Source organism: Bacillus sp. V59.32b (genome assembly GCF_003429085.1).
In the GTDB taxonomy this organism is placed as follows: Bacteria; Bacillota; Bacilli; order Bacillales; family DSM-1321; genus Peribacillus.
In genome coordinates, this window is the sequence record NZ_QVTC01000004.1 from 1 (window position 1) to 24,908 (window position 24,908).

The following is a 24,908-nucleotide window of genomic DNA, read 5'->3' on the forward strand; positions in this document are numbered from 1 at the left end:
GCCACGTCCTTATGTCTTACGTCGACGCCAACACATCCTGTGTAAGTCCCGGAGGCGTGCCCTTTTCCGAGGAGGCTTCCGGACTGCCCGCGGAAAGCGAGCGCCTGGAGCGGAAATCAACGGATAATCAAAGCTTAAACCACTTCTTTTGGTGAAGAACCTTCCTTTTTTAGTTTAAAGAAATTCACCCAAGAAAACCAGAACTATACTTTCACACATTTTTTAAAGTAGAATGTAATTTCTTTGCAAACACTATAATAGATGCTATAATTCATTTGTTTTATGCTAATTTTTTTCAGAAGAGGTGTTATGAAGAATTGTCACAATATGATACACCCTTATTCACAGGTTTAATTCAACACGCCCAAAAAAATCCAGTCCAATTTCATATACCCGGACATAAAAAAGGGGCGGGCATTGATCCGGATTTTCGCGAATTCATAGGTGAAAATGCACTATCGATCGACTTGATCAATATCGCTCCATTAGACGATCTCCATCAACCAAAAGGAATGATTAAGCAAGCCCAAGATCTGGCGGCAGAAGCCTTTGGAGCAGATCATACTTTTTTTTCCGTCCAAGGGACAAGCGGCGCGATCATGACGATGGTGATGGCGGTTTGCGGACCTGGAGACAAGATTATTGTTCCAAGAAACGTTCATAAATCCGTTATGTCCGCTATCGTTTTCTCGGGAGCCGTACCGATATTTATCCATCCGGAGATTGATAAAAATCTCGGAATCTCCCACGGAATTACGACTGAATCAGTGGAACACGCGCTAGAGCAGCATCCTGATGCAAAAGGATTGCTTGTCATAAACCCAACGTATTTCGGGATTTCAGCTGACTTAAAGAAAATCGTTGAAATTGCCCATTCTTATGACGTTCCCGTACTCGTGGACGAAGCCCACGGAGTCCATATCCATTTTCATGAAGATTTGCCACTGTCAGCTATGCAGGCGGGTGCGGATATGGCAGCCACGAGCGTTCATAAGCTCGGAGGCTCCATGACACAAAGCTCGATCTTGAACGTCCGGGAAGGCCTTGTTTCAGCAAATCGGGTGCAATCGATCCTGAGCATGCTTACAACAACATCTACGTCATATTTGCTGTTGGCTTCTCTGGATGTAGCCAGAAAGCAGCTCGCCACCAAAGGCAGGGAATTGATTTCTCAAACGATATCTCTTGCTGACTATATACGCGGGGAAATCAACAAAATTTCAGACCTGCATTGCATTGGCAAGGAAATTCTCGGCAGCAAAGCAACTTTTGACCTAGACCCTACCAAGCTGATTATATCGGTGAAAGATCTTGGCATCTCCGGTTATGATGTAGAGAAATGGCTTCGTGAAAAGCATAATATCGAGGTGGAGATGTCCGATTTATACAACATCCTCTGTATCATTACACCTGGGGATACGAAGAAAGAGGCAGACATATTAATCCATGCACTCAAGGATATTTCTGAAGAATTCCGTAAATATACCGCGAAGGAAGGCAAAACGGAAACCGAAGTGTTGCTGCCTAATATTCCCACCCTCACCGTAACGCCGCGGGACGCTTTTTATGCAGATACCGAAATCGTACCAATCGACGAGTCAATCGGCCGGACCAGTGCCGAGTTTATCATGGTATATCCCCCAGGAATTCCGATTTTTATTCCAGGGGAAATTATTACGAAGGAAAACGTCGAATACATTAAGAAAAATATCGAAGTCGGTTTACCTGTTCAGGGACCTGAAGACAGCGAGTTAAAATTCCTCCGGGTCATTAAGGAATTCAAAGCAATAAAATAATGAAACAATCATGATAAAGAAAACTCGCCTCTGCCTTCGCTTTTTAAAGCGGAAGCAGAGGCGTAGTTGTACTTATGCAGATTGGTAACCTTGTTTTTACTTCTTTTTATAATTATTCTTCCGTGTGATCCTCTGACCCGCAGCCGCAATTTGAGTAAAGCACGTTCACTTTTTCATCCTCATAATGATCCATTGTGTTATTGCATTGTTGACAAACGATTGTTCCCATTTTTTCAATCCCCTTCCTAATGATTAGTTTTATTAGAAATTAAATGAAAACGCTTTAACTTTATAAATCTATAATAATATAACACAATTACTTTTTCAAGCTTTAATTGTATGTCACATTAAATATTTTTGCTATTTATTTTGGATCTTTTCAAATTTAATCCAAATATAGTATATCAGAATGAATCTTTATGGCCATCATTTAAAGAAAACTCATCGATTGACGAGACGTAAGGCGTGGATTAGACGTAGTTCTCCTGATGCAGAAAGGCGAAAAAAGAGCCAATACGGCTCTTTTAATTATTATTCATATTGGGATTGAAACGGAATCTCCGGCAGGGTTTCTTTAAAAAATTCGGCTAATTCAACAGCATGCGCGCGCTCTATTTTAAAAGCAGCCTGTAGATATTCCAAGTCTTGACTGTCCTTTAATTCCAGGAGGGTAGAACGGCCTGTTTGCATACATATTACCAACGGCTTTCCAAAGAACATATTCGTATAGACGATTCCAAAATCAAATCTGGTTTCACTAGCGGTAAATCCAACAAACCTGACCTTGACAGTTTCGTTCTCATCATATAGTTTTTCGAACAGTTCCATATTTACCTCCTCTTAAATAGTTGTTAGAATATTATTATAATTCAAATAACTTTATCTTTCAAGTGGAAACCCTTGTGAATGCTATTGTATAAATCTTTAATATAATGCTAGAATGAAAGCGAATACATAGTTAAACTCATTTTTAAGGAGTGAATGAGAATGGTCGAAAATGCGTATATAAAACTGGTTCCCGGTTCAGATAGGGAAACGGTAACGCTTGACGAAGTAAAAGAACTATTTTTGTATTATAAGGAGATTACATCTAAGACTGGTGCTCAATTAGCATGGAACTATGAAAGCCAGGCTTTTCCATATGAAATGAAAGAAACGCCTGACTCAAAAGGGGAATGGATGTATCTGCAATCGGCTTCAGACCGCTATAATGTCATTTTACTTGGAATTGATCAAGAGAAAATCATCGATGATTCAGACCATGAAAGAATCCAATCTTACATACAAGTGACACTTCCTGAATCAGCAACATACGGGGATAAAGGAAAAGCAAATGAGTTTTGCAAATTTCTCGCAAAAAAACTGAAAGGTGAGCTTCACTTATTCAACAACAGGATCATGTATTATTATCCTCGAAAGTAGGGGAACACCTCGGACACAGCTTGTGTTAGCTGCACATCATGAGTTAAGACATCAGGAATAACCTGATGTCTTTCATTTTAAGGGGTTTCTATCAATTTAGGGTCGAGCATTTCATAACCTTTTGCCTGCAGACCGGTAATGATGCCGGAGATAGCCTCGCTCGTCCATTCTCTGTCATGCATAAGCAAATTGGCTCCGTTTATCAGGTATGGTGAGTTCACCATAATTTGTGTCAGTGCCTCTTTCGTTTGATACTCCTTCTCCCAGTCGTAGCCATACGTCCAATTCATGACCAGCATTTTTTCCTCGGTTGCAAGTTTTTTGGAAAAATCGGTATTCATGCCAAACGGTGCGCGGAAAAACTTCGGCCGCTCCCCTATGATCGCTTCAACCGCATCATTCAGTTTCACGATTTCATTTTTTTGCTCTGGTTCAGACAAGTCCTTTAATGTAGCATGACTCTGTGTGTGGTTTCCGATCGCAAAGCCCATCTCATGAATTTGTTTTAGAACTGCCTTTTCTTCTTCACTGTCTATGAAATGTCCATTTACAAAGAAAATCGCGTTCACATTATGTGATTTGAGTGTTTTTGCGATCTGCAGGGAATATTTATCCGGCGCATCATCAAAAGTTAAAAGGACGACCTTTGCGTTGGCGTTAGAAATAGGATTGACAGACGAATTAGCTGGATTAAGACGGTATTGCGGTGTTGCACTTTTTACCACCTGCTCCGTCTCTTCAGCTTCAAGGTTACCTTTCTCCTCGTTCTCCTGTTTAGATGGCTCTTTTTGTTCATTCTTAATTTCTTTCTGTTCTGTTTCAGTTTGCTGTTTTTCTTTGCTTTCTATTTCCGAGGAAGCTTGGTTCCCGCCGCACCCGTTTAAAAGAAAGCAAAAGAAAACCGTACTTAGAAGTAGTCGTTTTTTTCTCAATGATGTACCCCCGCTCGATTCAATATGGCAGAAATTCTTTAAGAAGAAGCTGTAAGAAAGCATAGCTAATTAAACTGGTGCATGTAATAAGAATCGTGCTTCTATTTGACTTCAGAATCGCTTTTCCGATATAGGAGGCGAGATAGCAAAACACTAAAAACATCAATACCTTGAAAAGCATTCGGTCGTGATCCGATAACCACTCTACTACAGTATAACCGCTCCAGACGATTATTTGAAAGAGGAATACAATGTAATTTTTCAAAGTATTCAGCCTCACTTTAGTAAAATCCTTTATTTTTTTATAACCTTTTCAGAGGTTTTCAAACATGCTTCCGCTCTTTTAAAGACAGAAACTTGTCCATTATATCCAATTATATGGCTGAAAAACAAAAAAAGCACACTTACCAATAGGTAAGTGTACTTTTTTAGCAGAAAGGGAAAGTATATACTTACCTTCCTGCATAAGGGCAACTACGTCTAATCTCCGCCTTACGGCTCATCAATCGACGAGTTTTCTTTATCGTTACTTCATAATATGGATGGGGTTGCCTAAGGCTACTTCAGCAGCTTCCATAGTGATTTCACCCAATGTCGGATGAGCGTGAATCGTCATGGCAATATCTTCAGCAGTCATGCCCGCTTCAATAGCCAGGCCTAGTTCTGCAATCATGTCACTTGCTCCAGGCCCTGCAATTTGGGCGCCGATTACCAGCCCGTCTTCCTTGCGTGTTACGAGCTTCATGAAACCATCTGCATTATTTAAAGAAAGAGCACGTCCGTTAGCTGCAAATGGGAATTTCGCACCTGTTGCTTCAATGCCTTCATCCTTCGCTTGCTTTTCCGTATACCCTACAGAAGCAAGTTCCGGTTCAGAGAAAACAACGGCAGGAATAGCAAGATAGTCAATTTCAGAAGCATGTCCGGCAATCGCCTCAGCAGCAATCTTGCCTTCATATGAAGCTTTATGGGCAAGTGGTGGTCCCTGTACAATGTCCCCGATTGCGTAGATATTGCTGACGCTTGTACGGGCTTGTTTGTCGATTTCAACAAGGCCTCTTTCAGTCAATTTGACTCCAATTTGCTCAAGGCCTAGTTCGTCAGTGTTTGGACGGCGTCCAACGGTTACTAAGACATAATCAGCTTCGACTTTCTTTTCTTCGCCTTTTGCTTCATACGTGACAACAACGCCGTTCTCTGTCTCTTCCACACCTTTTGCGGTCGCTTTCGTAACGATTTCAGCACCTTTTTTCTTTAGGTTTCTCGCTACAAGTGAAGACATTTGCTTTTCAAAGCCCATAAGGATTTCATCGAGGCCTTCCAAAATGGTCACCTTGGTTCCGAAGTTGGCAAAAGCGCCGCCAAGTTCTGTTCCAATGTAACCGCCGCCGATTACAACCATGGAAGCCGGTATTTCTTCCAGAGCAAGAGCGCCGGTAGAGTTAATGACGCGCTTAGAATATTTAAACGCAGGCAACTCGATAGGAGTTGAGCCTGTTGCAATGATCGCATTTTTGAATGTATACGTTTGAGCGGAAGTTTCACTCATAACGCGAAGGGTATTGGCATCAACAAAGTAAGCTTCTCCACTGACTGTTTCAACCTTGTTTCCTTTCAGAAGTCCGGCAACACCGCCAGTCAGTTTATTGACGACAGAGCCTTTCCAAGCCTGAACTTTAGAAAAATCCACCTTCACATTCTCAGCTGTAATTCCCATATCCTCTGAATGCTGGGCTTCATGAAATCTGTGTCCCGCAGAAATTAAGGCTTTAGATGGGATGCAGCCAACATTAAGGCAAACTCCGCCTACCGTCCCTTTTTCTACAACTGTAACCTTTTGTCCAAGCTGGGCGGCACGGATAGCAGCAACATAACCGCCGGGGCCTGCACCAATTACTATAGTATCTGTTTCAATTGGGAAATCTCCTACTACCATTTTATTACGCCTCCATTAACAATAGTTCTGGATCGTTAAGCAATCTCTTGATGTGGTTTAATGCATTTTGTGCTGTGGCACCGTCAATGATTCGGTGGTCAAAGCTTAAAGATAATGCCAATACTGGAGCGGCTACAATTTCACCGTCGCGAACGATTGGCTTCTCAGCGATGCGGCCGATTCCAAGGATGGCCACTTCAGGATGATTGATTACAGGTGTGAACCATTGACCACCTGCGGAACCGATATTTGTGATCGTACAAGAAGCGCCCTTCATTTCATCTGGAGCCAATTTGCCGTCACGTGCTTTGCCTGCAAGTTCATTGATCTCGTTAGAAATAGCAAAGGTGGATTTACGGTCTGCATCCTTAACAACCGGAACAAGTAGTCCTCTATCAGTATCTGCAGCGATACCAATGTTGTAATAATGCTTCTGGATGATCTCGCCTGCTTCATCATCAATCGAAGTGTTTAAAGCAGGGAATTCACGCAATGCGCTTGTCAAAGCTTTAACAACGTAAGGAAGGAATGTAAGCTTGATTTCTTTTTGCGCTGCAATTTCCTTGAACTTCTTACGGTGAGCCACCAATTTGGTTACATCGATTTCATCCATTAATGTAACATGCGGCGCTGTGTGCTTAGAATTTACCATTGCTTTTGCAATCATTTTTCTTATCCCGCTCATTTTCTCACGAGTTTCAGGATACTGTCCAGCAGGAATTGCGGCAGCCGTTTTTTCGGTTGCTTCTTCTGCAGGTTGTCCAGCCTTCGCTTCCCCGGCATTATCAGGAATTGCGGCACCTCCGTTAAGGAAGCCATCTATATCATCTTTCATGATCCGTCCGTTGTCTCCGGAGCCTGCTACCTGGCGGATTTCAACGCCTTTTTCCCGCGCGTATTTACGAACAGAAGGCATCGCGATAATGCGACGGTTAGGATCCACTTCAACTTGTGGCTGAGCACCTGCGCCTGTTGCACCGGTTGCTGCTTGTCCAGGAGCTTGTTCTTTTTTCACTTCCTGTCCTGCTTCTGCAGTTGACTGGACTTGTGCTTCTGTCTTGCTTTCATCTTTAGCTTCCTCTTCATGATCGCCTTTGAACTGCAGGTTTTCATATCCTGGAGCATCTAATGTAACGAGCACATCTCCAACTGTTGCCACAGTACCTTCTTCAACCAGAATTTCTTCGACAGTTCCTTCAACAGGTGACGGAATTTCCACAACGGCTTTGTCGTTTTGAACCTCACAAAGCACATCGTCTTCTTGGACTTTATCACCTGGTTTAATAAACCACTTTACAATTTCCCCCTCGTGAATACCTTCTCCGATATCAGGGAGTCTAAATTGAAATGCCACTGTATTCAACCTCCTATTAGTCAATCATGTCATTAGTCCGGGCAGTCATTCAAGTAATCTGCCTAAAGGGTTTGGGAGCCTTTAAGCAGATAGTTTATACATGTTTAGAAGTTCAATACTTTCTTCGCAGTTTCGATAATATCTTTAAAGTTCGGAAGCCAGACCCCTTCTGCTTGGGAGAATGGATAAACAGTATCAGCAGCCGTTACACGCAATACCGGAGCTTCCAAGCTTAAGATTGCACGTTCATTGATTTCAGCGACAACATTTGCCGCTACGCCAGCCTGTCTTTGAGCTTCCTGCACAACAACCACACGGCCTGTTTTTTCAACAGATGCAATAATTGTTTCAATATCAAGCGGCTGGATTGTCCGCAAATCGACTACCTCAACTGAATAGCCTTCTTTCTCGAGCTCTTCGGCAGCTTTTAATGATTCATGGACCATTGCTCCATAAGTGATAATTGATAAATCGGATCCCTCACGCTTAACATCCGCCTTGCCAATTTCAATTGTGTATTCTTCTTCAGGAACTTCTGCACGGAATGCCCGATATAATTTCAAGTGTTCAAGGAAAATAACCGGATCATTGTCCCGGATTGCTGAGATTAGTAATCCTTTGGCATCATAAGGAGTAGATGGAACGACAACTTTAAGGCCAGGTGATTGAGTCATAAGTCCTTCTAAGCTATCTGAGTGCATTTCCGGAGTATGAACTCCTCCCCCAAATGGAGAGCGTACCGTAATGGGTTGGCTGTAACGGCCACCTGAACGATAGCGGGTACGCGCCATTTGGCCAACGATGGAATCCATTACTTCGAACACAAATCCGAAGAATTGGATTTCCATTACTGGACGGAAGCCTTGAAGCCCTAATCCAATAGCTAACCCACCTATACCGGACTCAGCAAGCGGAGTATCAAAAACACGGTCTTCGCCAAATTCTTTTTGCAATCCTTCTGTTGCACGGAAAACACCGCCGTTTGCGCCAATGTCTTCCCCGAACAGTAGCACGTTTTCGTTATTGCGAAGCTCTGTACGTAACGCATCCGTGATTGCTTGTATCATTGTCATTTGAGCCATAGCTTACTTCGACTCCTTTTCTTTGTATATTTCAAATTGTTCTTTTAAGTTATGAGGCATGTCCTCATACATATTTTCAATTAAATCAGTTACTTTTTGTTTTGGTGTTTCATCAGCAATTTTGATTGCTTCCTTAATATCTTCTTTCGCTTTTTCAATTGTGGAGTTTTCCAGCTCTTCGTTCCAGATTCCTTTCTTTTCAAGGAACTTGCGGAAACGCACAAGCGGATCTTTCTGCTCCCACTCGTTATCAAGGTCAGATGTGCGATACCGTGTCGGATCGTCACCTGCCATCGTATGCGGGCCATATCGGTATGTCAATGTTTCAATAAGCGTAAGGCCTTCGCCATTTATAGCCCGTTCACGCGCTTGCTTAACCGCTGCATAAACAGCTAACGGATCCATTCCATCCACTTGAATTCCCGGAATACCGGCTGCGACTGCTTTCTGGGCAATGGTCTGTGCTGCTGACTGTTTTTCAACAGGCGTCGAGATAGCAAAACGATTGTTTTGGACAACAAAGATCGCAGGAGCTTTGAAAGCGCCCGCAAAGTTCATGCCTTCATAGAAGTCACCCTGGGAAGCTCCTCCATCGCCTGTATAAGTAATGGCGACTGATTTAGCGCCTCTCTTCTTCATACCCAGCGCAACACCGGCAGCTTGTACATATTGCGCACCGATGATGATTTGTGGAGAAATAACATTTACGCCTTCTGGAATTTGATTCCCTTTAAAATGTCCTCTTGAAAATAAGAAAGCCTGTGATAACGGAAGACCGTGCCAAATCAATTGTGGTACATCCCGGTATCCAGGAAGAATAAAGTCTTCTTTTTCCAGGGCGAATTGAGAAGCCAATTGTGAAGCTTCCTGCCCAGCTGTAGGAGCATAGAACCCCAGTCTCCCCTGACGGTTCAAAGAGATGGATCGTTGGTCAAGAATACGCGTATATACCATCCTTCTCATCAATTCTTGTAATTGATCATTGCTTAAATCAGGCATTGCCGCTTCGTTAACAATTTCACCTTGTTCATTTAAAATCTGTAACGTTTGAAACTGCTCTGCAACTGCTTCAATCTGTGTTTTTATATCAAATTGAGCTTTTTTTGTTTTAGAAGCCATTTAAATCACCCCATCCTTCCATATATAAGGTTTCATATTTACCATAAAGCATTTTTTCATGTTGTCGATGTGCCCCCATGTTCATATCAGTGTTTATTTTCCACAATAAACAGCAGTGAAACATTCCTATACCAATGATAAACTGTACCAATCAAAATGACAAACAATATAATACAATGCTTTATTTAGTTTTAATTTTACATAACAACTTTTAATTCGTCAATTAGTTAGAACTACAACTTTACACCATTGATAGCGTTTTTATATGACTTATTACACATCACCTTTTTTGAAACTGTTATACAATAATTTTTAAGTCTGTATTATATAAAAATGTTTCTTCAGGCTTCCAGGCCTGCAAAGAATTAAGTTTATATAATTTTCAACTCTCGTCATAAAGGGTGTCCAATCGGATTTTGGTTTAATCATTATCTTTTTAACACGTCATATTATTATAGTGGAAAAGAATTTTTTCGCTTTTAATAATAACTGAGCGCCTACTAATAAAAAAGCAAGCTCATCTGAGCCTGCTTTTTTATTTAATATCTTTGGTTTCAATTCCGGCGTTTTCATAAAAAGCCTTCTTCTCTTGATTGTACTGCTCCGTTTCAGTATTGAACTTTTCGCTTGCTTCCAAGACCTTTTGATAGGCTACATTGATTTTATCAATTTGCGCCTGGAGCTCGTCCATCTTCAAGTCTTCTTTTTTGAATAGCCCATAAAGCTCTTTATCAAGAGCAATACTTTCTTTATAGGACTTGTACACGTCCTCGTGAGCTGCATAGCGGCTTTCCATGGTCGCTTTAAGCTCTTCAGCCTGCTCCTTGAGTTTTTGATCGTCGATATCTTTAATTTCATCAGCTATTTTACTGAACTCTTCCTTAGAATCTTTAATGCTAGTATGCTCTTTTTCTATCAGCTTCTCGCGTTCTTGAATATTTTTCAACGCCTCATCGGACAATTTGACAATTTGGTCGAATTCCTTCATGCCCAGTTTGATAATTTGATCATATAATTGCTTTTCCTTTTTTTCTGATTCTGTAATTGGCATTTGCTGCTCTTCAAATCCCCTCTCTTTTTCCACCGCTTCCTCAAGGATGGAATGGATTTGTTCTTCCGGTGCGCTGCATCCGGAAATTAAAACAGTTGAAAACAATATCACAGCGATACTACTAAAGCCCTTTAACACTACTAATCCCCCCAATTGATCACATTTTCTACTATACTGGATATCCGAAGGCTTTGACAATAGTAGACTATCCTCTGCCGTCTGGATAAATTTTCAAATAACCCGCGAAATTACCTTTTTAAGGGATACCAGACCATTATATGCCTTTGGAATTTATTTATGTACTAGGCTTTGGCCTATACAGAATCCAGCCGGGAGCATAGGCTGTAGTACATCGTTCCAAAAGGGATGATTAACAAAAAAATTCAGGAGGAATCCCGTATGTATCATGGAAGTCAAGGAAATGACATGTATAATGTATCACCTTATTCCGGCCAAGACTGTTGCTACCCTGTTGCCGGATATGGCTATGGCGACAATGGATGCGGCAATCATTTCGCCTTAATCGTCGTCTTGTTCATTTTGCTTATTATAGTAGGTGCATTCTGTAAATTTTAATCCTGGACCATCCCTAATATTTACCCATGATTAAGAATGATAAGCAAGTTATCCTGAGGTGATTGGATAGTGATTAAGTTCAATCACCTCTTTTAATCGGCATTGATTAACTTTTGCAACCTGTTTTGGTAGACTACATATTATATATAGATACTTAATTTAAATTGAGGTGCAATCATGATTACAATGAAAGATATTATTAAAGAGGGGCATCCTACTCTCCGCAAGACAGCCGAAGAGGTTACTCTCCCCGCTTCAAAGGAAGAGAAAGAAACCCTTGCCAGCTTGCTTGAGTATGTCAAAAACAGCCAGAATCCCGATATGGTTGAAGAATACGGGCTAAGACCCGGGATTGGCCTCGCTGCTCCGCAAATCAATGTTTCTAAACGGATGCTCGCCGTCCATCTTGCCGATGACGATGAGAAACCATTCAGTTATGCCTTATTTAATCCTAAAATCATCAGCCATTCCATCGAGAAAGCCTATTTAACCTCAGGTGAGGGATGCCTTTCTGTCGATCGGCAGGTCCCAGGGTTTGTTCCGCGTTACGCAAGAATTACCGTGACCGGAACAACGTTGGAAGGAGAAAAAATTACCATACGTCTAAAAGGTCTTCCTGCCATCGTTTTTCAGCACGAAATTGATCATTTAAACGGTATCATGTTTTACGATCATATCAATGAAGATGACCCCTTTGAAATCTTAGAGGAAGCAAAAGCAATTGAAAGATGAAAAACAGGAGCCCGGCTTGTGCCGGGCTCCTGTTTTTAGATTAAATTAAAATGCTTTAACCCCTTATAAATCCCATCATCGCTTACATCATCGGTTACATAATCGGCAAACGTCTTCACCTCATCCAAGGCGTTTCCCATCGCAATGCCATGGCCGACTGTCTCAAGCATTTCGACATCATTTAACCCATCGCCAAAAGCATAGACATCCTCAAGCTTAAATCCTGCCCTATCGATGAGAATCTTAATTCCTTGTGCCTTAGAACCGCCATTTGGCAAAACATCCAAGGAATATTCGTGCCAGCGGATGAAACGGAACTGTTCATATTTTCCTTCATACAGTTTTTGCTCTACATCCGTACAGAATAATAAGGATTGATAAATCTCCCTGTTCCGATAAAACGTATCATCCTTTTCCGGATGTGGGAAATGGAGGCTTCCCATTGCTTCTTCTATTCTTTTATGATGATCTACACTTGCTTTCATGGTCTTTTCGGTCATGAAAATCATCGGTGTGTTATTATTAGCCGCATCTTTATGGAGTTGCTCCAGCTGAGTCTCAGATAACGGATTTTTATAAATGACCTCGTTTTCAAATACAACATACTGCCCGTTATAGCTAACATATGTATCAATGTCTAGTTCATCCCGTAAATATTCAAACATAAAAGGAGCCCTGCCTGTTGAAATCGCAACGAAAGTTCCATTTTCCTGCAATGCCTTGATGCCCTCTTTCGTGGACGATGGAAGCTTTTTATCATCATCTAGCAATGTTCCATCTATATCAAAAAATACAATTTTCAATCTTTCCACATCCTTACTTTCAATACTGCTTTTATTTTACTGCCAAAAAAGCACAGAATATGTACCCATTTAACCCTTCACCACGACTTCTGTCAAGGCTTAGCTTCTCTGAAAACATTTTTCCAATATAAGTAACGGAATAATTTCTCCTAAATACATATGCTTATACTAAAATCACTAAATTTCCCGAAAATCAGCTTGTGTCTGCAAAACACGTATTTACTTTATTTTATATTCCTTTACAATAAAGATAAGGGGAGTGTGATCCACCATGTTAAAAAGACTGCGTAAGAGACTGCAAAAACAGTGGAACGGACTATTACGAAAAAAAACAATCGCATGATTTTGTTTATCGGGCCCTTCAAAACTTGCGAAGGGCTTCTTCCTTATTGTAAAGTCTTTTCATGCTACCTTTTACTAACATAAGAAATACATACTTCATTTAGCATGATCAGGTAACACATGAAAAAATTGTTGTTTTTATATATAATGAAAAAAGCAATTAAAAAGATGATAGGAGGAATAATAGTGATTTTTAAGGTATACTACCAGGGAGATGCATCAGAAGTAGCTGTTCGAGAGCATACTAAAACTATGTATGTTGAGGGAGAAACGGAGCGGGATATCCGTTTAAAGATTAAACATGAGCCTTTTAATATTGAATACATCCAACCTGTGACCGGGGCATATTTGGATTACGAAAAAGAACAAAATGAAGACTTTAAAGTATTGGAGCTATAGAATATGAAATTTGTTAAAAATGATCAAACAGCGGTTTTCGCTTTGGGCGGTTTAGGCGAAATCGGAAAAAACACCTATGCCGTACAATTCCAGGATGAAATCATTGTCATCGATGCTGGAATTAAATTTCCAGAGGATGAGCTTCTCGGGATCGATTATGTCATTCCTGATTACAGCTATTTAGCAAAAAATGTAGAAAAAATTAAAGGCCTGTTCATCACCCATGGCCATGAAGACCATATTGGTGGAATTCCTTACCTTTTAAGAGAAGTGAATATTCCTGTTTACGGTGGAAAGCTTGCCCTTGGATTATTAAGAAACAAACTCGAGGAGCATGGCCTACTTCGTCAGACTAAAATGATCGAATTTCAGGAAGATGATGTCATTAAGTTCAGAAAAACATCTGTATCCTTTTTCAGGACAACCCATAGTATTCCTGATTCCTATGGCATCGTGGTAAAGACACCTCCTGGCCAAATAGTCCACACCGGAGATTTCAAATTCGACTTTACTCCTGTCGGAGAACCGGCAAACCTGACTAAAATGGCTGAAATCGGCAAAGAAGGAGTGCTTTGCCTTCTATCCGATAGTACGAATAGTGAAGTGCCGCACTTTACAATGTCGGAAAGGCGGGTCGGCGACACTATCGACGATATTTTCCGCAAGGTGGATGGACGTATCATATTTGCCACTTTCGCATCAAATATCCACAGGCTGCAGCAGGTTGTTGAAGCAGCCGTAGTCAATGGACGTAAAGTTGCTGTTTTCGGCAGAAGCATGGAAGCTGCAATTAATATCGGTCTTGATCTCGGGTACATTAATGCACCAAAGGATACTTTCATAGAGGCAAATCAAATCAATAAACTGCCTGCTAACCGGGTGACGATCCTTTGTACCGGTAGCCAGGGAGAACCTATGGCCGCTTTATCAAGGATCGCCAACGGTACACATCGACAAATTCAAATTATTCCTGGAGACACGGTTGTCTTTTCTTCCTCTCCAATCCCTGGGAATACGATAAGTGTATCAAGAACAATCAATATGCTGTATCGTGCAGGGGCGGAAGTTATTGCAGGCAAATTAAGTGATATCCATACATCCGGTCACGGTGGACAGGAAGAACAAAAACTCATGCTTCGCCTGATAAAACCAAAATTTTTCATGCCTATACACGGGGAATACCGCATGCAGAAAATGCATACGAAGCATGCTATCGATTGCGGAGTCCCTGAAGAAAACTGCTTCATTATGGACAACGGAGAAGTTCTTGCACTAAGCGAGGATGCCGCGCAGGTTGCAGGAAAGATACCTTCTGGATCCGTTTATATCGATGGAAGCGGAATCGGCGATATCGGGAATATCGTTTTACGCGACCGCCGCATCCTCTCAGAAGAAGGGCTTGTCGTTGTCGTGGTCAGCATCAATATGAAGGATTTCAAAATTTCAGCGGGTCCTGACCTTATCTCCCGAGGCTTTGTTTATATGAGGGAGTCAGGCGACCTTATCAATGATGCCCAGACTTTAATTACAAAACATTTGAACAAAGTGATGGAAAGAAAAACGACACAATGGGCCGAAATCAAAAATGAAATTACAGACACGTTGGCGCCGTTCCTTTATGAGAAAACGAAACGCCGCCCAATGATTTTACCAATCATTATGGAAGTGTAAATAATAAAACCCGCTCCGGTTTCGGAGCGGGTTTTGTGTTTGTTTATAAAAAAATATCCTTTAGTAGCTTTGAAGTTTGGAGCATCAACTTACCATAGACCGTGCGTTCTTAGTCGGCCAGACACCCAAACTCATGAGCGGTGTTCTGAATTTATGAGCGATTATCCGAATATATGAGCGATCGCCTGAATTAACGAACAATTAACCGAATATATGAGCGGTGTCCTGAATTTATGAGAGATTATCCAAATATATGAGCGATCGTCCGAATTTACGAGCGATTATCCGATTATATGAGCGATGTCCTGAATTTACGAGCGATTATCCAAATATATGAGCGATCGCCGAATTTACGAGCGATTATCCGATTATATGAGCGATCGCCCGAATTTACGAGCGATTATCCAATTATATGAGCGATCGCCCGAATTTGCGAGCGATTATCCAAATATATGAGCGATCGCCCGAATTTATGAGCGATTATCCAATTATATGAGCGATCGCCAGAATTTACGAGCGATTATCCGATTATATGAGCGGTGTCCCGAATTTATGAGCGATTATCCAAATACATGAGCGATCGCCGAATTTACGAGCGATTATCCAATTATATGAGCGATCGCCCGAATTTACGAGCGATTATCCGATTATATGAGCGGTGTCCTGAATTTATGAGTGATTATCCAAATATATGAGCGATCGCCCGAATTTACGAGCGATTATCCAATTATATGAGCGATCGCCGAATTTACAAGCGATTATCTAAATATATGAGCGGTCGCCCAAATTTGCGAGCGATTATCCAAATATATGAGCGATCGCCCGAATTTATGAGCGATTATCCAATTATATGAGCGATCGCCAGAATTTACGAGCGATTATCCGATTATATGAGCGGTGTCCCGAATTTATGAGCGATTATCCAAATACATGAGCGATCGCCGAATTTACGAGCGATTATCCAATTATATGAGCGATCGCCCGAATTTACGAGCGATTATCCGATTATATGAGCGGTGTCCTGAATTTATGAGTGATTATCCAATTATATGAGCGATCGCCCGAATTTACGAGCGATTATCCAAATATATGAGCGATCGCCCGAATTTACGAACGATTATCCGATTATATGAGTGATGTCCTGAATTTACGAGCGATTATCCAAATATATGAGCGATCGCCCGAATTTACGAACGATTATCCGAATATACTGAGCGGTGTCCTGAATTTATGAGCGATTATCCAATTATATGAGCGATCGCCCGAATTTACGAGCGATTATCCGATTATATGAGCGGTGTCCTGAATTTATGAGCGATTATCCAAATATATGAGCGATCGCCCGAATTTACGAGCGATTATCCGATTATATGAGCGATAGCCGTAGGGTTAGCCAATGCACACTTCTTTAGCTATGATACTTATTCAATAACTTTTCTCTCAAAACGGGTAATATCGGTATCAGCCCCGATCACGATCAGGATGTCGCCTTTTATGATCTGGTCATTCGCCTGAGGAGAGACAATGATTTCATTTCCTCTTTTAATCGCTACTATATTAATGCCGTAACGGGCACGAACATCCATATCGATGATAGAGTTTCCATCAATTTTATCATTGGCTACGATCTCCACGATAGAATGCTCATCCGACAGTTCCAAATAATCAAGCACATTATTGGAGACTATACTATGTGCTATGCGCCGTCCCATGTCACGTTCAGGGTGGACAACATGGTCCGCGCCAATTTTACGAAGCACTTTTTCATGATAGTCATTTTGGGCTTTAGCGGTAATATTATTAACTCCAAGCTCTTTTAACATAAGTGTGGTTAAAATACTTGCCTGGATATTGTCACCGATTGCGACGATGACATGATCAAAATTCCGGATCCCAAGGCTTCTTAATACGGACTCATCCGTTGTATCGCCCACTACAGCATGTGAAGCAATCATCGCGAATTCGCTTACCCTGTCTTCATCCATATCAATTGCCAAAACTTCCATACCCTCTTCAGCCAGAGTCTTGCAAATGCTTCCGCCAAAACGGCCCAGTCCAATAACAGCAAACTCCTTTTTCACTGCAATACCTCCAGATTAGTTGAACTAACGCATTAATAAAATTGTATATTCTTGGATCATTCATGTGAAACTTTTGTTTCACATGCCTTTCAGCAAAGCTGAAAGGTTGCTCCAATTGCATAGGCTGAGGGGAAAGCTCGCTTTCCCCTCAGCCTATGCAATTGGGACTAATGATCCAAAAATATATTGCTGAACCAGCTTTATACTGATAAATTCAACTTTATATAATAAGTCATGCTCCTATTTTATCACAAAGCGATTATTTTTTTCATTATCGAAAAGAGCTGATGAAATCTTCATCAGCTCATCCGCTTATTCTGACTTTTCATTTTCGTCCAGCACACGATTTACGCGCTTTTCAAGCATTTTCATACCGCTGCCGCCCGCTTGGAAGTGACGGAGCTTTCCTTCCTTATCAAATACGTAATAAGCAGGTACGTATTGATTTTCGAAGGCATCGTTTAATTTTAATTCACTGTCAACAAAAATCGGCTGGATGATGCCATGTTCCTCCGCTACCTTTTTGATGTCATCGAGATTCAAATCGTCTTCAGAACGCGGCATATGAACGGCTACTACGTTTAACTTATCTTTGTAATTGTCTCTGAATTCATTGACCTGCGGCATAGCTTCCTTGCATAAATGGCAGCTAACAGACCAGAAATGAATCAAGGTAGGTTTTTCACCGACCAATTGATCTTTGGTAACTTGTTCGTTTATCCACGCAGTTTCACCAGTTAATTCCGGCATTAATTCACGTAATTTCACAGCTTATTCCTCCAAAGTTATTCAGGTTTTTAACTATTAGTAAAGAAAACTCGCCCATTGGCGAGCAGGCGTAGTTGTACCTATCTGATGAAAAAGTATATACTTTCCTATTTGCCAAAAAAGGCCTAACATGGAGTTAGGCCTTTTATTTAATTGCTTCTAAAATTAAATTAAAGAGTCTCTTGTCCAGGTCTCCAGTTAGCAGGGCAAAGTCCGCCTGTTTGAAGAGCTTGAAGTACACGAAGCGTTTCATCTACATCACGGCCAATGTTGTTGTGGTTAACAACGGAGTATTGCATTTCTCCTTCAGGATTGATGATGAATAATCCGCGAAGCGCAACTCCTTCTTCTTCAATTAACACGCCGTATTCACGGGAAACAACATGATTGGTATCAGCAGCTAATGGATAGTTAAGATCGCCAAGGCCGTTTTCCTTGCGGTCTGTATGTATCCAAGCTAAGTGCGTATGAATCGTATCGGTTGATACACCGATTACTTCCGCATCCAGATCATCGAACTCATCAAAGCGGTCGCTCATTGCAGTGATTTCTGTTGGACAAACGAAAGTGAAGTCCATTGGATAGAAAAATAAAACGGTCCATTTGTCGTTCTTCATGTTTTCTTCTAAGCTAACTTTACCAAACTCTTTGTTTGCCATAACAGCATCCATTTCAAAACGGGGTGCTTGTTTCCCTACCATACGCTCTGGCATGAAGTGATCCCTCCGATTGCATAATTTAATTGAGAATATTTGTCGAATCCTCAATCATTTTTTCAACACAATTCTCATTATAGACAAGCCTGAAAATGAAGTCAAACTATAATGAAACCTTATATAATGAAGGATTGATTATTGTTTAGCCGCGCTCTTAAATGTGAAATAATCCGACATGAGGGAAATAGCCGTTTCGATCGCCAACTCATCGGGGGTAAGCTTTGCATGATGTAAGCCATATTCGGAATCGACACCCAGCCAGAACATAAAGCCCGGAATTTCTTTCAGCATATAGCCGAAATCTTCCCCTGTCATCGCTTCGGTACATTCATGAACGGTTATTCCCTCTGTAGCTACGGCAAAGTCCATGAATTCGCGGGTGAGTGTTTCTTCGTTCTGTACCTGATGATACATGCTGCCGTAATCTATGGCTGCCTCACACTGGTAACCGATTCGGATTCCTTCGACAAGCTGTTCGATCCGCTGCTTCACTTTTTCCATGGATGTAACCGACAAGGTGCGGATGGTTCCTTCGAGCCGTGCATTTTCGGCAATGACATTTTGAACCGTCCCGCCGGTGATTTTCCCGATTGTGATCACAGCCGAGTCGAGCGGATTAACATTTCGGGAAACGATTGTCTGAAGCTGGCTAACCAGTGAGCACGCCGCAACGACCATATCTTTGGTTTCATGCGGGTATGCGGCATGGCCGCCTTTCCCCTTCAAGTCAATGAACAGCTCAGACGTATTGGCGAACAGCAGCCCTTCCTTAACGGCAATCGTTCCGACAGGATATTCCGGCGCGATATGCAGCGCAGTAATGATGTCAGGCTTCCATTCCTTCATGATATCAGTTTGCAGCATAAGCTCTGCTCCACCTGGTCCTTCCTCCGCCGGCTGGAAAATAAATAGCAAATGATCATCTATTGGGTTGTCGGTGAAATGGGTCAGTATTCCAAGGGCTATGCTCATATGAAAGTCATGGCCACATGCGTGCATAAACTGCTCATGCTCGGAGATAAATGGCAGACCGGTCTCCTCTTGGATCGGAAGGCCATCGATATCCGCCCGGTAACCGATTGTTTTTGTTGGATTTTCCCCATGGATTTTCACAAAAATACCGGTCCTCCACGTTTTGATTTCCAAACGATCAGCCGGAAGTGCATACAGATAGTCCAATAAATACTTCTGTGTCTTAAATTCCTGAAAACCGGGTTCGGGAATCTTATGCAAATCTCTTCTTATTGCCGCAAATTTCGCCATGCTTTGTTTCCCCCTATAGACAAGGCGTGGATCAGGAATCCACGCCTTGTCCAAAGTCTATAAAATTTGTAGCCCGCTCACTATAAAACACATCTAAATGCTGTTCTTTATAATTGGCGAAGCTCTTGTTTGATTTCTGTTTTGGACTTCGTTTTTTCATCAATTTCCTTGATAACTCTTGCAGGTGTTCCCGCAACGACTGTATATGGAGGTACATCATCAATGACAATTGCGCCTGCGGCAACGACTGCCCCTTTCCCGATTGTGACACCTTCCAGGACAACCGCATTCGCACCAACCATAACGTCGTCTTCTACAACTACCGGTTTTGCGGATGGCGGCTCGATGACTCCTGCCAAAACTGCGCCTGCACCGATGTGACAGTTCTTGCCTACCGTCGCTCTTCCGCCAAGGATTGCGTTCATATCAATCATCGTGCCTTCACCTATGACCGAACCAATATTAATAGACGCTCCCATCATAATAACGGCATTGTCGCCGATTTCCACTTGGTCACGGATAATTGCGCCAGGCTCGATTCTGGCCTTAATTCCTTTTAAGTCAAGCAACGGAATCGCGGAATTTCTGCGGTCGTTTTCTACGACATGGTCTTCGATTTTTGATTCATTGGCAGCAATGGCTTCGCTGATTTCAGCCCATTCACCAAATAGAACCCCTGTATTTCCTGTAATAAAGGTCTTCGTGTTTTCGCCAAAATTAATCCCTTCCAGCTGACCTTTCACATAAACTTTGACAGGCGTTGATTTTTTACTGTTTTGTATAAATGAGATAATTTCATTTGCATCCATCATTTTCATGAGTAGTTCCCCCTGCTATGTATAATTTGCTAGTCTTAAATTTACCAAACTAAAGGATGTAAAATCAAGTGAGAATCATCATTTTTTCTCTTCACTTGAACTTATGCCTTTTTATGGATATGTTCTTGGATCACTTCGGTAAAAGCCTGTACCTGCTTTAATTGGAACGATGATTCATAACCGCACAACCATGTATCTCTTTCGAGGGAATGATTATGTTCGTCATGTAACGGAATCTTAAAGATATTTTGATCTTTGTCATGCAGGGTGATTCCCGGTAAAATCGCATAGCCAATTCCGTTGAAGACCATCTGCTTGCAGGTTTCAATCTGGTCCACGACAATCGTATTCTTCGGCGAGGTTTTAAACTGGCGGAACCACCAATCCTGAATTGCCTGATAATAATTGGAATCGCTTTTAAATTGGATGAACGGTCGGTCTGTTTCGAGAATTTGTTCTAATTGGTTCATTTCCGTGTCGACTAAATAGAGCATATCTCTGAACAAATGCTTTTTAATTCCCTTCCAATCAGGAGCCCCTCTGATAATACCGATATGGACCTGACCATCATAAAGAGACTTCAATATCTCACTGCTCCATCCGGTTATCAAAGAGATTTTCGCATATGGATATTTCTGCACGAATTTTTTCAACACCTGAGGGAGCCAGTTTTGGCCAACGATCGAGGCGCAGGCAATTTTGAGTGTTCCATATACTTCATGCTCCATTGCCTGGATGCTTTCCCTCACCTTTTCTTCTTTTTGCAGCATTTCATTGGCAAACCTGATAACCGCTTCCCCCGCAGGGGTTAAAGAAAGTCCTTTTTGCGAGCGGAGGAACAGCTTTGTCCCCCATTCCTTTTCGATAGATTGCAGCCTTTGAGATAGGGCAGGCTGTGAAACAAACAATCTTTCCGCTGCCTTTCTCATATTCATTTCCTGAGCAAGCACTGATAAAAGCTGATATTCTGAGAACGACATTTACATCACGCCTTGATAATTTATTCTTATCGTAAAAGTTAGTTATTTACTCATTTAATTATCACCATATTCTTCGTATAATACAAGTGCAAAGAACAGGAGTGATGATGATGACAGCGCTATTGTTAATTCTCATTGGATTTACGGCTACATTTATCGGGACGCTGGCGGGTAGCGGCGGATTAATCGGAATGCCTTCGATGCTATTGATCGGGATCCCGATTCATAGTGTCATCGCAACTGCAAAGTTTTCAAATATGTTTTCATCCTTCTCAAGCTTCTATACTCTCTTGAAGCAAAAAGAATTAACGTGGAGAAACGTCTCGACATTAATTCCATTTGCATTATTCGGGGGACTTTCCGGTGGTTTTTTGGCAAATGCCTTTACGGAAAATACAATGAACATTGTGGCCATCATTCTACTCGGCACCGCATTTATGATCAGCTTCCTCAAAAAACCGAAGCCGTCCGCTGATGGAATCTGGAAGCTGCCGAAAAAAACGTATCCTTCACTTTTTGGGATTAGCGTATACGATGGCATGTTTGGTCCCGGGCAAGGGACTTTACTGATGTATACATACCTGCACCACGGGGCTTCTTATTTACAAGCTTTAGCTTTTACCAGATTCCAAACCTTTATCAGCTGTGCCGCTGCATTTGTCACGTATTTGTACGCAGGTCATTTCCAATGGGACACCGCTATTTATTATGCGATTGGTTCATTGGCCGGAGCCCAAACCGCCGTAAGAGCGGCCAGGCACATTTCCTCGAAGCATTTGAAGTATATCTTGCATGCAGTCACCGTAGCATTAATTCTTCAGCTGCTTTACAGGGTCTTGAAAGAAAACATCTTTTAGTTTAAGAAATTGGAACATTTTTTCTGCGACTCTTATGAATTTCAAGTTAAATCATTTTTGAAATTTTCAGCTGCGAAATCCGGAACTAGCTGCATAATGAGCACCCGCTACAAAAAACTTATAAACTAATTCATGCTTCCTTTTCTTTTTTCGGCAGCAGCAAAAGGAGCAGCAAGCTTACTACCGCAAATAGCAAAACGATCAGATAAACATTCTGGAGTGAGTAGCTGAGCCCATCCTGCAAGACTTCCACCGCTTCGGCAGGCATCCTGGCTCGCTCTTCACTGTTTAACAGTTGATTTGCTGAATCGATTGTTAGTTTTGTTCCTGAGTGATTATTCTCATCTAGATATGACTGAAGCCCCAAATTCATGATTCCGCCTAAAAGGGCAGCCCCGACGGTCGTGCCGAAGTTCCTCATGAACATATTTGAAGCAGTAGCGATACCTCTTCGTTCCCAGCTCACCGTGCTTTGGATCAATACGATGAACGATGTCGAGGTGAGCCCCATTCCGACACCGACAAAGAATGAACCAGCGGCGGCTGCCAGAGGTCCTGCTTCCGGTGGAAGAAACACTAAAATAAGACTGCCGGCAATCAGAGAGAGCCCTCCTAAAATAGAAGTAGCTTTAAAGCCGATTTTTGCTAACAGCCGCCCTGAAACGGCAGAGGCGATTGGCCAACCGATGGACATGGCTGTCAACGTGAATCCGGCAACCGTTGGAGAACGTTCCATCACTCCTTGGACAAAGGTCGGAAGAAAGGTGGATAGCCCGATCAGCATCACTCCAGTAGTCAGTGAAACGATATTGGCTATAAGAATCGACCGTTCCTGCCAAATTTCAAACGGCATCATCGGTTCAGCCGTTTTCTTTTCCTGTCTGATGAATAGGAACAGAGCTATTAAAGCAAACAGAACAAGTCCGATCACCTGCACCGAAGCCCACGGCCAATAAACTCCTCCTTCGACGAGGATTAGCATGATGGATGAGATTGCAAGCGTTAACAATATAGCACCCGGATAATCAATCTCTCGTTTTTTCTTTTCGATATTTTCATATAGAAAAAACCAGATTCCCGCTATGGACAACAGGCCAAGGGGAATGTTGATCCAGAATACAAGCTTCCATGTTACGGACTGGACGAGGATTCCGCCGAGAGCCGGTCCCAATACCGCGGAAATCCCCCATACGCTTGATAGATAACCTTGAATGCGGGCCCGTTCATGTTTTTCATAAATATCGCCGACAATGGTTGTAGCGACCGGTGCAATGGCGCCGGCACCGAATCCCTGAATAAAGCGATAGATGATCAGCTCATTCATAGTTTCAGCAAAGCCGCACAAAAGCGATCCTATTAAAAAAATAATGATCCCAATAATTAGGATCGGCTTGCGGCCAAATATGTCTGACAGCTTACCATAAATCAAAACGGTGACCGCGTTCATTAGTAAATAGCCTGAAAATACCCAGCTGTATAGGGAGAAGCCGCCGAGCTCGCTTACGATCGCCGGCATCGCTGTCGCGACAATCGTCCCCTCTATCGCCCCCATAAACATGGCGAGTATAATCGCAGCCAGGACAAAAGGCCGCTTTAAATTTTTGTTTTTAGGAATGTATTCACTCATTGTCCCCATTGCAACACACCACTCTTACTTTAAAACAAGACCGGAGGCTTATTTTGCAGATTTCTTTTCTCTTTCCACTCCGCCGTTGTATACCTCTTTCAAGATAGCCCTTCTTGTCAGGATCCCTTCAAAAACACCCTCTTCGTTTTCCACACAAACAAACGGATGATCAATCAATAGCTCAAGAGCCTTATTAAGCTTATCTTCGGTGTAGAGTCTAGGGATATTTATATTCATAATTTCTGATACTTTTTTATGTTTAAGCATTTCGAATTCTATTCTTTGCAATCCTAAAATGGAGTCAAGAATTACCGGCGTACTGATCAATCCATGAAGCTTATACATCGGATCCAATACAGGTATCGCCGTATAACCGCTTTTTGTCAATACAAGAAGCGCGTGCTCTAGATTATTGGTGACTTGAACATGCGCTACTCGCTCGGATGGTATTAAAAGATCTTTCACGCTTGTTTCCATTAAATCTCCGTCTCGTGTACCAATCATTTTAAAACTCCTTACCCTATGTTACATGTTTTTTTGTACCTTTCTAGTTTATCACAGGAAGGGCAAACTTGCTTCTTCG

General features: G+C 41.9%; 23 protein-coding genes and 1 pseudogene. 7 read left to right on the plus strand and 17 right to left on the minus strand.

Features of this window, described 5'->3' with window-relative positions; all coding sequences use genetic code 11:
- Window positions 1–317: 317 nt before the first annotated feature.
- Complete coding sequence (locus tag D0463_RS00785) at window positions 318–1,796, plus strand: aminotransferase class I/II-fold pyridoxal phosphate-dependent enzyme (protein ID WP_117304023.1); 1,479 nt, start codon at window positions 318–320, stop codon at window positions 1,794–1,796.
- Window positions 1,797–1,908: 112 nt separating this feature from the next.
- Here D0463_RS00785 and D0463_RS00790 read toward each other — a convergent pair whose 3' ends face one another.
- On the minus strand, window positions 1,909–2,025 hold the full coding sequence (locus tag D0463_RS00790; protein WP_117304025.1) for a GapA-binding peptide SR1P: 117 nt from the start codon (window positions 2,023–2,025) through the stop codon (window positions 1,909–1,911).
- Window positions 2,026–2,327: 302 nt separating this feature from the next.
- A complete protein-coding gene (locus D0463_RS00795) occupies window positions 2,328–2,624 on the minus strand; it encodes a DUF3055 domain-containing protein (protein ID WP_117304027.1) in 297 nt (98 codons plus the stop codon).
- 159 nt (window positions 2,625–2,783) lie between these two features.
- Here D0463_RS00795 and D0463_RS00800 point away from each other — a divergent pair, with 159 nt between their 5' ends.
- A complete protein-coding gene (locus D0463_RS00800; protein WP_117304029.1) occupies window positions 2,784–3,218 on the plus strand; it encodes a DUF1885 family protein in 435 nt (144 codons plus the stop codon).
- Window positions 3,219–3,295: 77 nt separating this feature from the next.
- Here D0463_RS00800 and D0463_RS00805 read toward each other — a convergent pair whose 3' ends face one another.
- The 6 genes from D0463_RS00805 to D0463_RS00835 all read right to left on the minus strand — a co-directional run bounded on the left by D0463_RS00805 (window position 3,296) and on the right by D0463_RS00835 (window position 10,830).
- Window positions 3,296–4,150 (minus strand): polysaccharide deacetylase family protein, encoded by an 855-nt coding sequence (locus tag D0463_RS00805; RefSeq protein ID WP_254052677.1) that lies wholly within the window; start codon window positions 4,148–4,150, stop codon window positions 3,296–3,298.
- Window positions 4,151–4,676: 526 nt separating this feature from the next.
- The gene (gene lpdA / locus D0463_RS00815; protein WP_117304033.1) at window positions 4,677–6,086 is read right to left on the minus strand and encodes a dihydrolipoyl dehydrogenase; all 1,410 of its coding nucleotides are present in this window, start codon (window positions 6,084–6,086) and stop codon (window positions 4,677–4,679) included.
- A 4-nt stretch (window positions 6,087–6,090) separates the two neighbouring features.
- Window positions 6,091–7,440 (minus strand): dihydrolipoamide acetyltransferase family protein, encoded by a 1,350-nt coding sequence (locus D0463_RS00820; protein WP_117304035.1) that lies wholly within the window; start codon window positions 7,438–7,440, stop codon window positions 6,091–6,093.
- Between the two features lie 104 nt (window positions 7,441–7,544).
- Window positions 7,545–8,522: an alpha-ketoacid dehydrogenase subunit beta gene (locus D0463_RS00825; RefSeq protein ID WP_117304037.1), complete on the minus strand. Its 978-nt coding sequence runs from the start codon at window positions 8,520–8,522 to the stop codon at window positions 7,545–7,547.
- 3 nt (window positions 8,523–8,525) lie between these two features.
- The gene (gene pdhA, locus D0463_RS00830; protein ID WP_117304039.1) at window positions 8,526–9,641 is read right to left on the minus strand and encodes a pyruvate dehydrogenase (acetyl-transferring) E1 component subunit alpha; all 1,116 of its coding nucleotides are present in this window, start codon (window positions 9,639–9,641) and stop codon (window positions 8,526–8,528) included.
- A gap of 535 nt (window positions 9,642–10,176) precedes the next feature.
- The gene (locus D0463_RS00835; protein ID WP_117304041.1) at window positions 10,177–10,830 is read right to left on the minus strand and encodes a YkyA family protein; all 654 of its coding nucleotides are present in this window, start codon (window positions 10,828–10,830) and stop codon (window positions 10,177–10,179) included.
- Between the two features lie 333 nt (window positions 10,831–11,163).
- On the opposite strand from D0463_RS00835, the pseudogene D0463_RS00840 reads away from it, so the two are divergent.
- Window positions 11,164–11,268: pseudogene (locus D0463_RS00840) on the plus strand (YjcZ family sporulation protein); the annotation flags it as partial.
- Window positions 11,269–11,445: 177 nt separating this feature from the next.
- The gene (def, locus tag D0463_RS00845; RefSeq protein ID WP_117304043.1) at window positions 11,446–12,000 is read left to right on the plus strand and encodes a peptide deformylase; all 555 of its coding nucleotides are present in this window, start codon (window positions 11,446–11,448) and stop codon (window positions 11,998–12,000) included.
- A gap of 35 nt (window positions 12,001–12,035) precedes the next feature.
- Here the strand turns inward: def and D0463_RS00850 are convergent, their stop codons facing one another.
- Entirely contained in the window at window positions 12,036–12,812 is a 777-nt protein-coding gene (locus D0463_RS00850) for a Cof-type HAD-IIB family hydrolase (protein WP_117304045.1), read from the minus strand.
- Window positions 12,813–13,331: 519 nt separating this feature from the next.
- Between D0463_RS00850 and D0463_RS00855 the strand changes: the two genes are divergently transcribed.
- Complete coding sequence (locus tag D0463_RS00855; RefSeq protein ID WP_117304048.1) at window positions 13,332–13,544, plus strand: DNA-dependent RNA polymerase subunit epsilon; 213 nt, start codon at window positions 13,332–13,334, stop codon at window positions 13,542–13,544.
- Between the two features lie 3 nt (window positions 13,545–13,547).
- Window positions 13,548–15,215 carry a ribonuclease J1 gene (gene rnjA / locus D0463_RS00860; RefSeq protein WP_117304050.1) on the plus strand — a complete coding sequence of 556 codons (1,668 nt, stop codon included), beginning with the start codon at window positions 13,548–13,550 and terminating at the stop codon, window positions 15,213–15,215.
- 1,421 nt (window positions 15,216–16,636) lie between these two features.
- Here the strand turns inward: rnjA and D0463_RS00865 are convergent.
- From D0463_RS00865 to D0463_RS00890, 6 genes are all read right to left on the minus strand, one after another.
- Window positions 16,637–17,296, minus strand: a complete 660-nt coding sequence (locus D0463_RS00865) for a potassium channel family protein (protein ID WP_117304053.1) — start codon at window positions 17,294–17,296, stop codon at window positions 16,637–16,639.
- Window positions 17,297–17,608: 312 nt separating this feature from the next.
- On the minus strand, window positions 17,609–18,064 hold the full coding sequence (locus D0463_RS00870) for a TlpA disulfide reductase family protein (RefSeq protein WP_117304056.1): 456 nt from the start codon (window positions 18,062–18,064) through the stop codon (window positions 17,609–17,611).
- 170 nt (window positions 18,065–18,234) lie between these two features.
- A complete protein-coding gene (locus tag D0463_RS00875; protein WP_117304059.1) occupies window positions 18,235–18,777 on the minus strand; it encodes a peroxiredoxin in 543 nt (180 codons plus the stop codon).
- A 138-nt stretch (window positions 18,778–18,915) separates the two neighbouring features.
- Window positions 18,916–20,043, minus strand: a complete 1,128-nt coding sequence (locus D0463_RS00880; protein WP_117304062.1) for an N-acetyldiaminopimelate deacetylase — start codon at window positions 20,041–20,043, stop codon at window positions 18,916–18,918.
- A 107-nt stretch (window positions 20,044–20,150) separates the two neighbouring features.
- Window positions 20,151–20,861: a 2,3,4,5-tetrahydropyridine-2,6-dicarboxylate N-acetyltransferase gene (gene dapD / locus D0463_RS00885; RefSeq protein WP_117304065.1), complete on the minus strand. Its 711-nt coding sequence runs from the start codon at window positions 20,859–20,861 to the stop codon at window positions 20,151–20,153.
- A gap of 101 nt (window positions 20,862–20,962) precedes the next feature.
- Window positions 20,963–21,841: a transcriptional regulator CcpC gene (locus D0463_RS00890; RefSeq protein ID WP_117304067.1), complete on the minus strand. Its 879-nt coding sequence runs from the start codon at window positions 21,839–21,841 to the stop codon at window positions 20,963–20,965.
- A gap of 110 nt (window positions 21,842–21,951) precedes the next feature.
- On the opposite strand from D0463_RS00890, the gene D0463_RS00895 reads away from it, so the two are divergent.
- Complete coding sequence (locus tag D0463_RS00895) at window positions 21,952–22,698, plus strand: sulfite exporter TauE/SafE family protein (protein WP_117304070.1); 747 nt, start codon at window positions 21,952–21,954, stop codon at window positions 22,696–22,698.
- Window positions 22,699–22,828: 130 nt separating this feature from the next.
- Here the strand turns inward: D0463_RS00895 and D0463_RS00900 are convergent, their stop codons facing one another.
- Complete coding sequence (locus D0463_RS00900; protein ID WP_117304072.1) at window positions 22,829–24,334, minus strand: MDR family MFS transporter; 1,506 nt, start codon at window positions 24,332–24,334, stop codon at window positions 22,829–22,831.
- A 39-nt stretch (window positions 24,335–24,373) separates the two neighbouring features.
- Window positions 24,374–24,829, minus strand: a complete 456-nt coding sequence (cbpB, locus tag D0463_RS00905) for a cyclic-di-AMP-binding protein CbpB (protein ID WP_117304075.1) — start codon at window positions 24,827–24,829, stop codon at window positions 24,374–24,376.
- Between the last annotated feature and the right edge of the window lie 79 nt (window positions 24,830–24,908).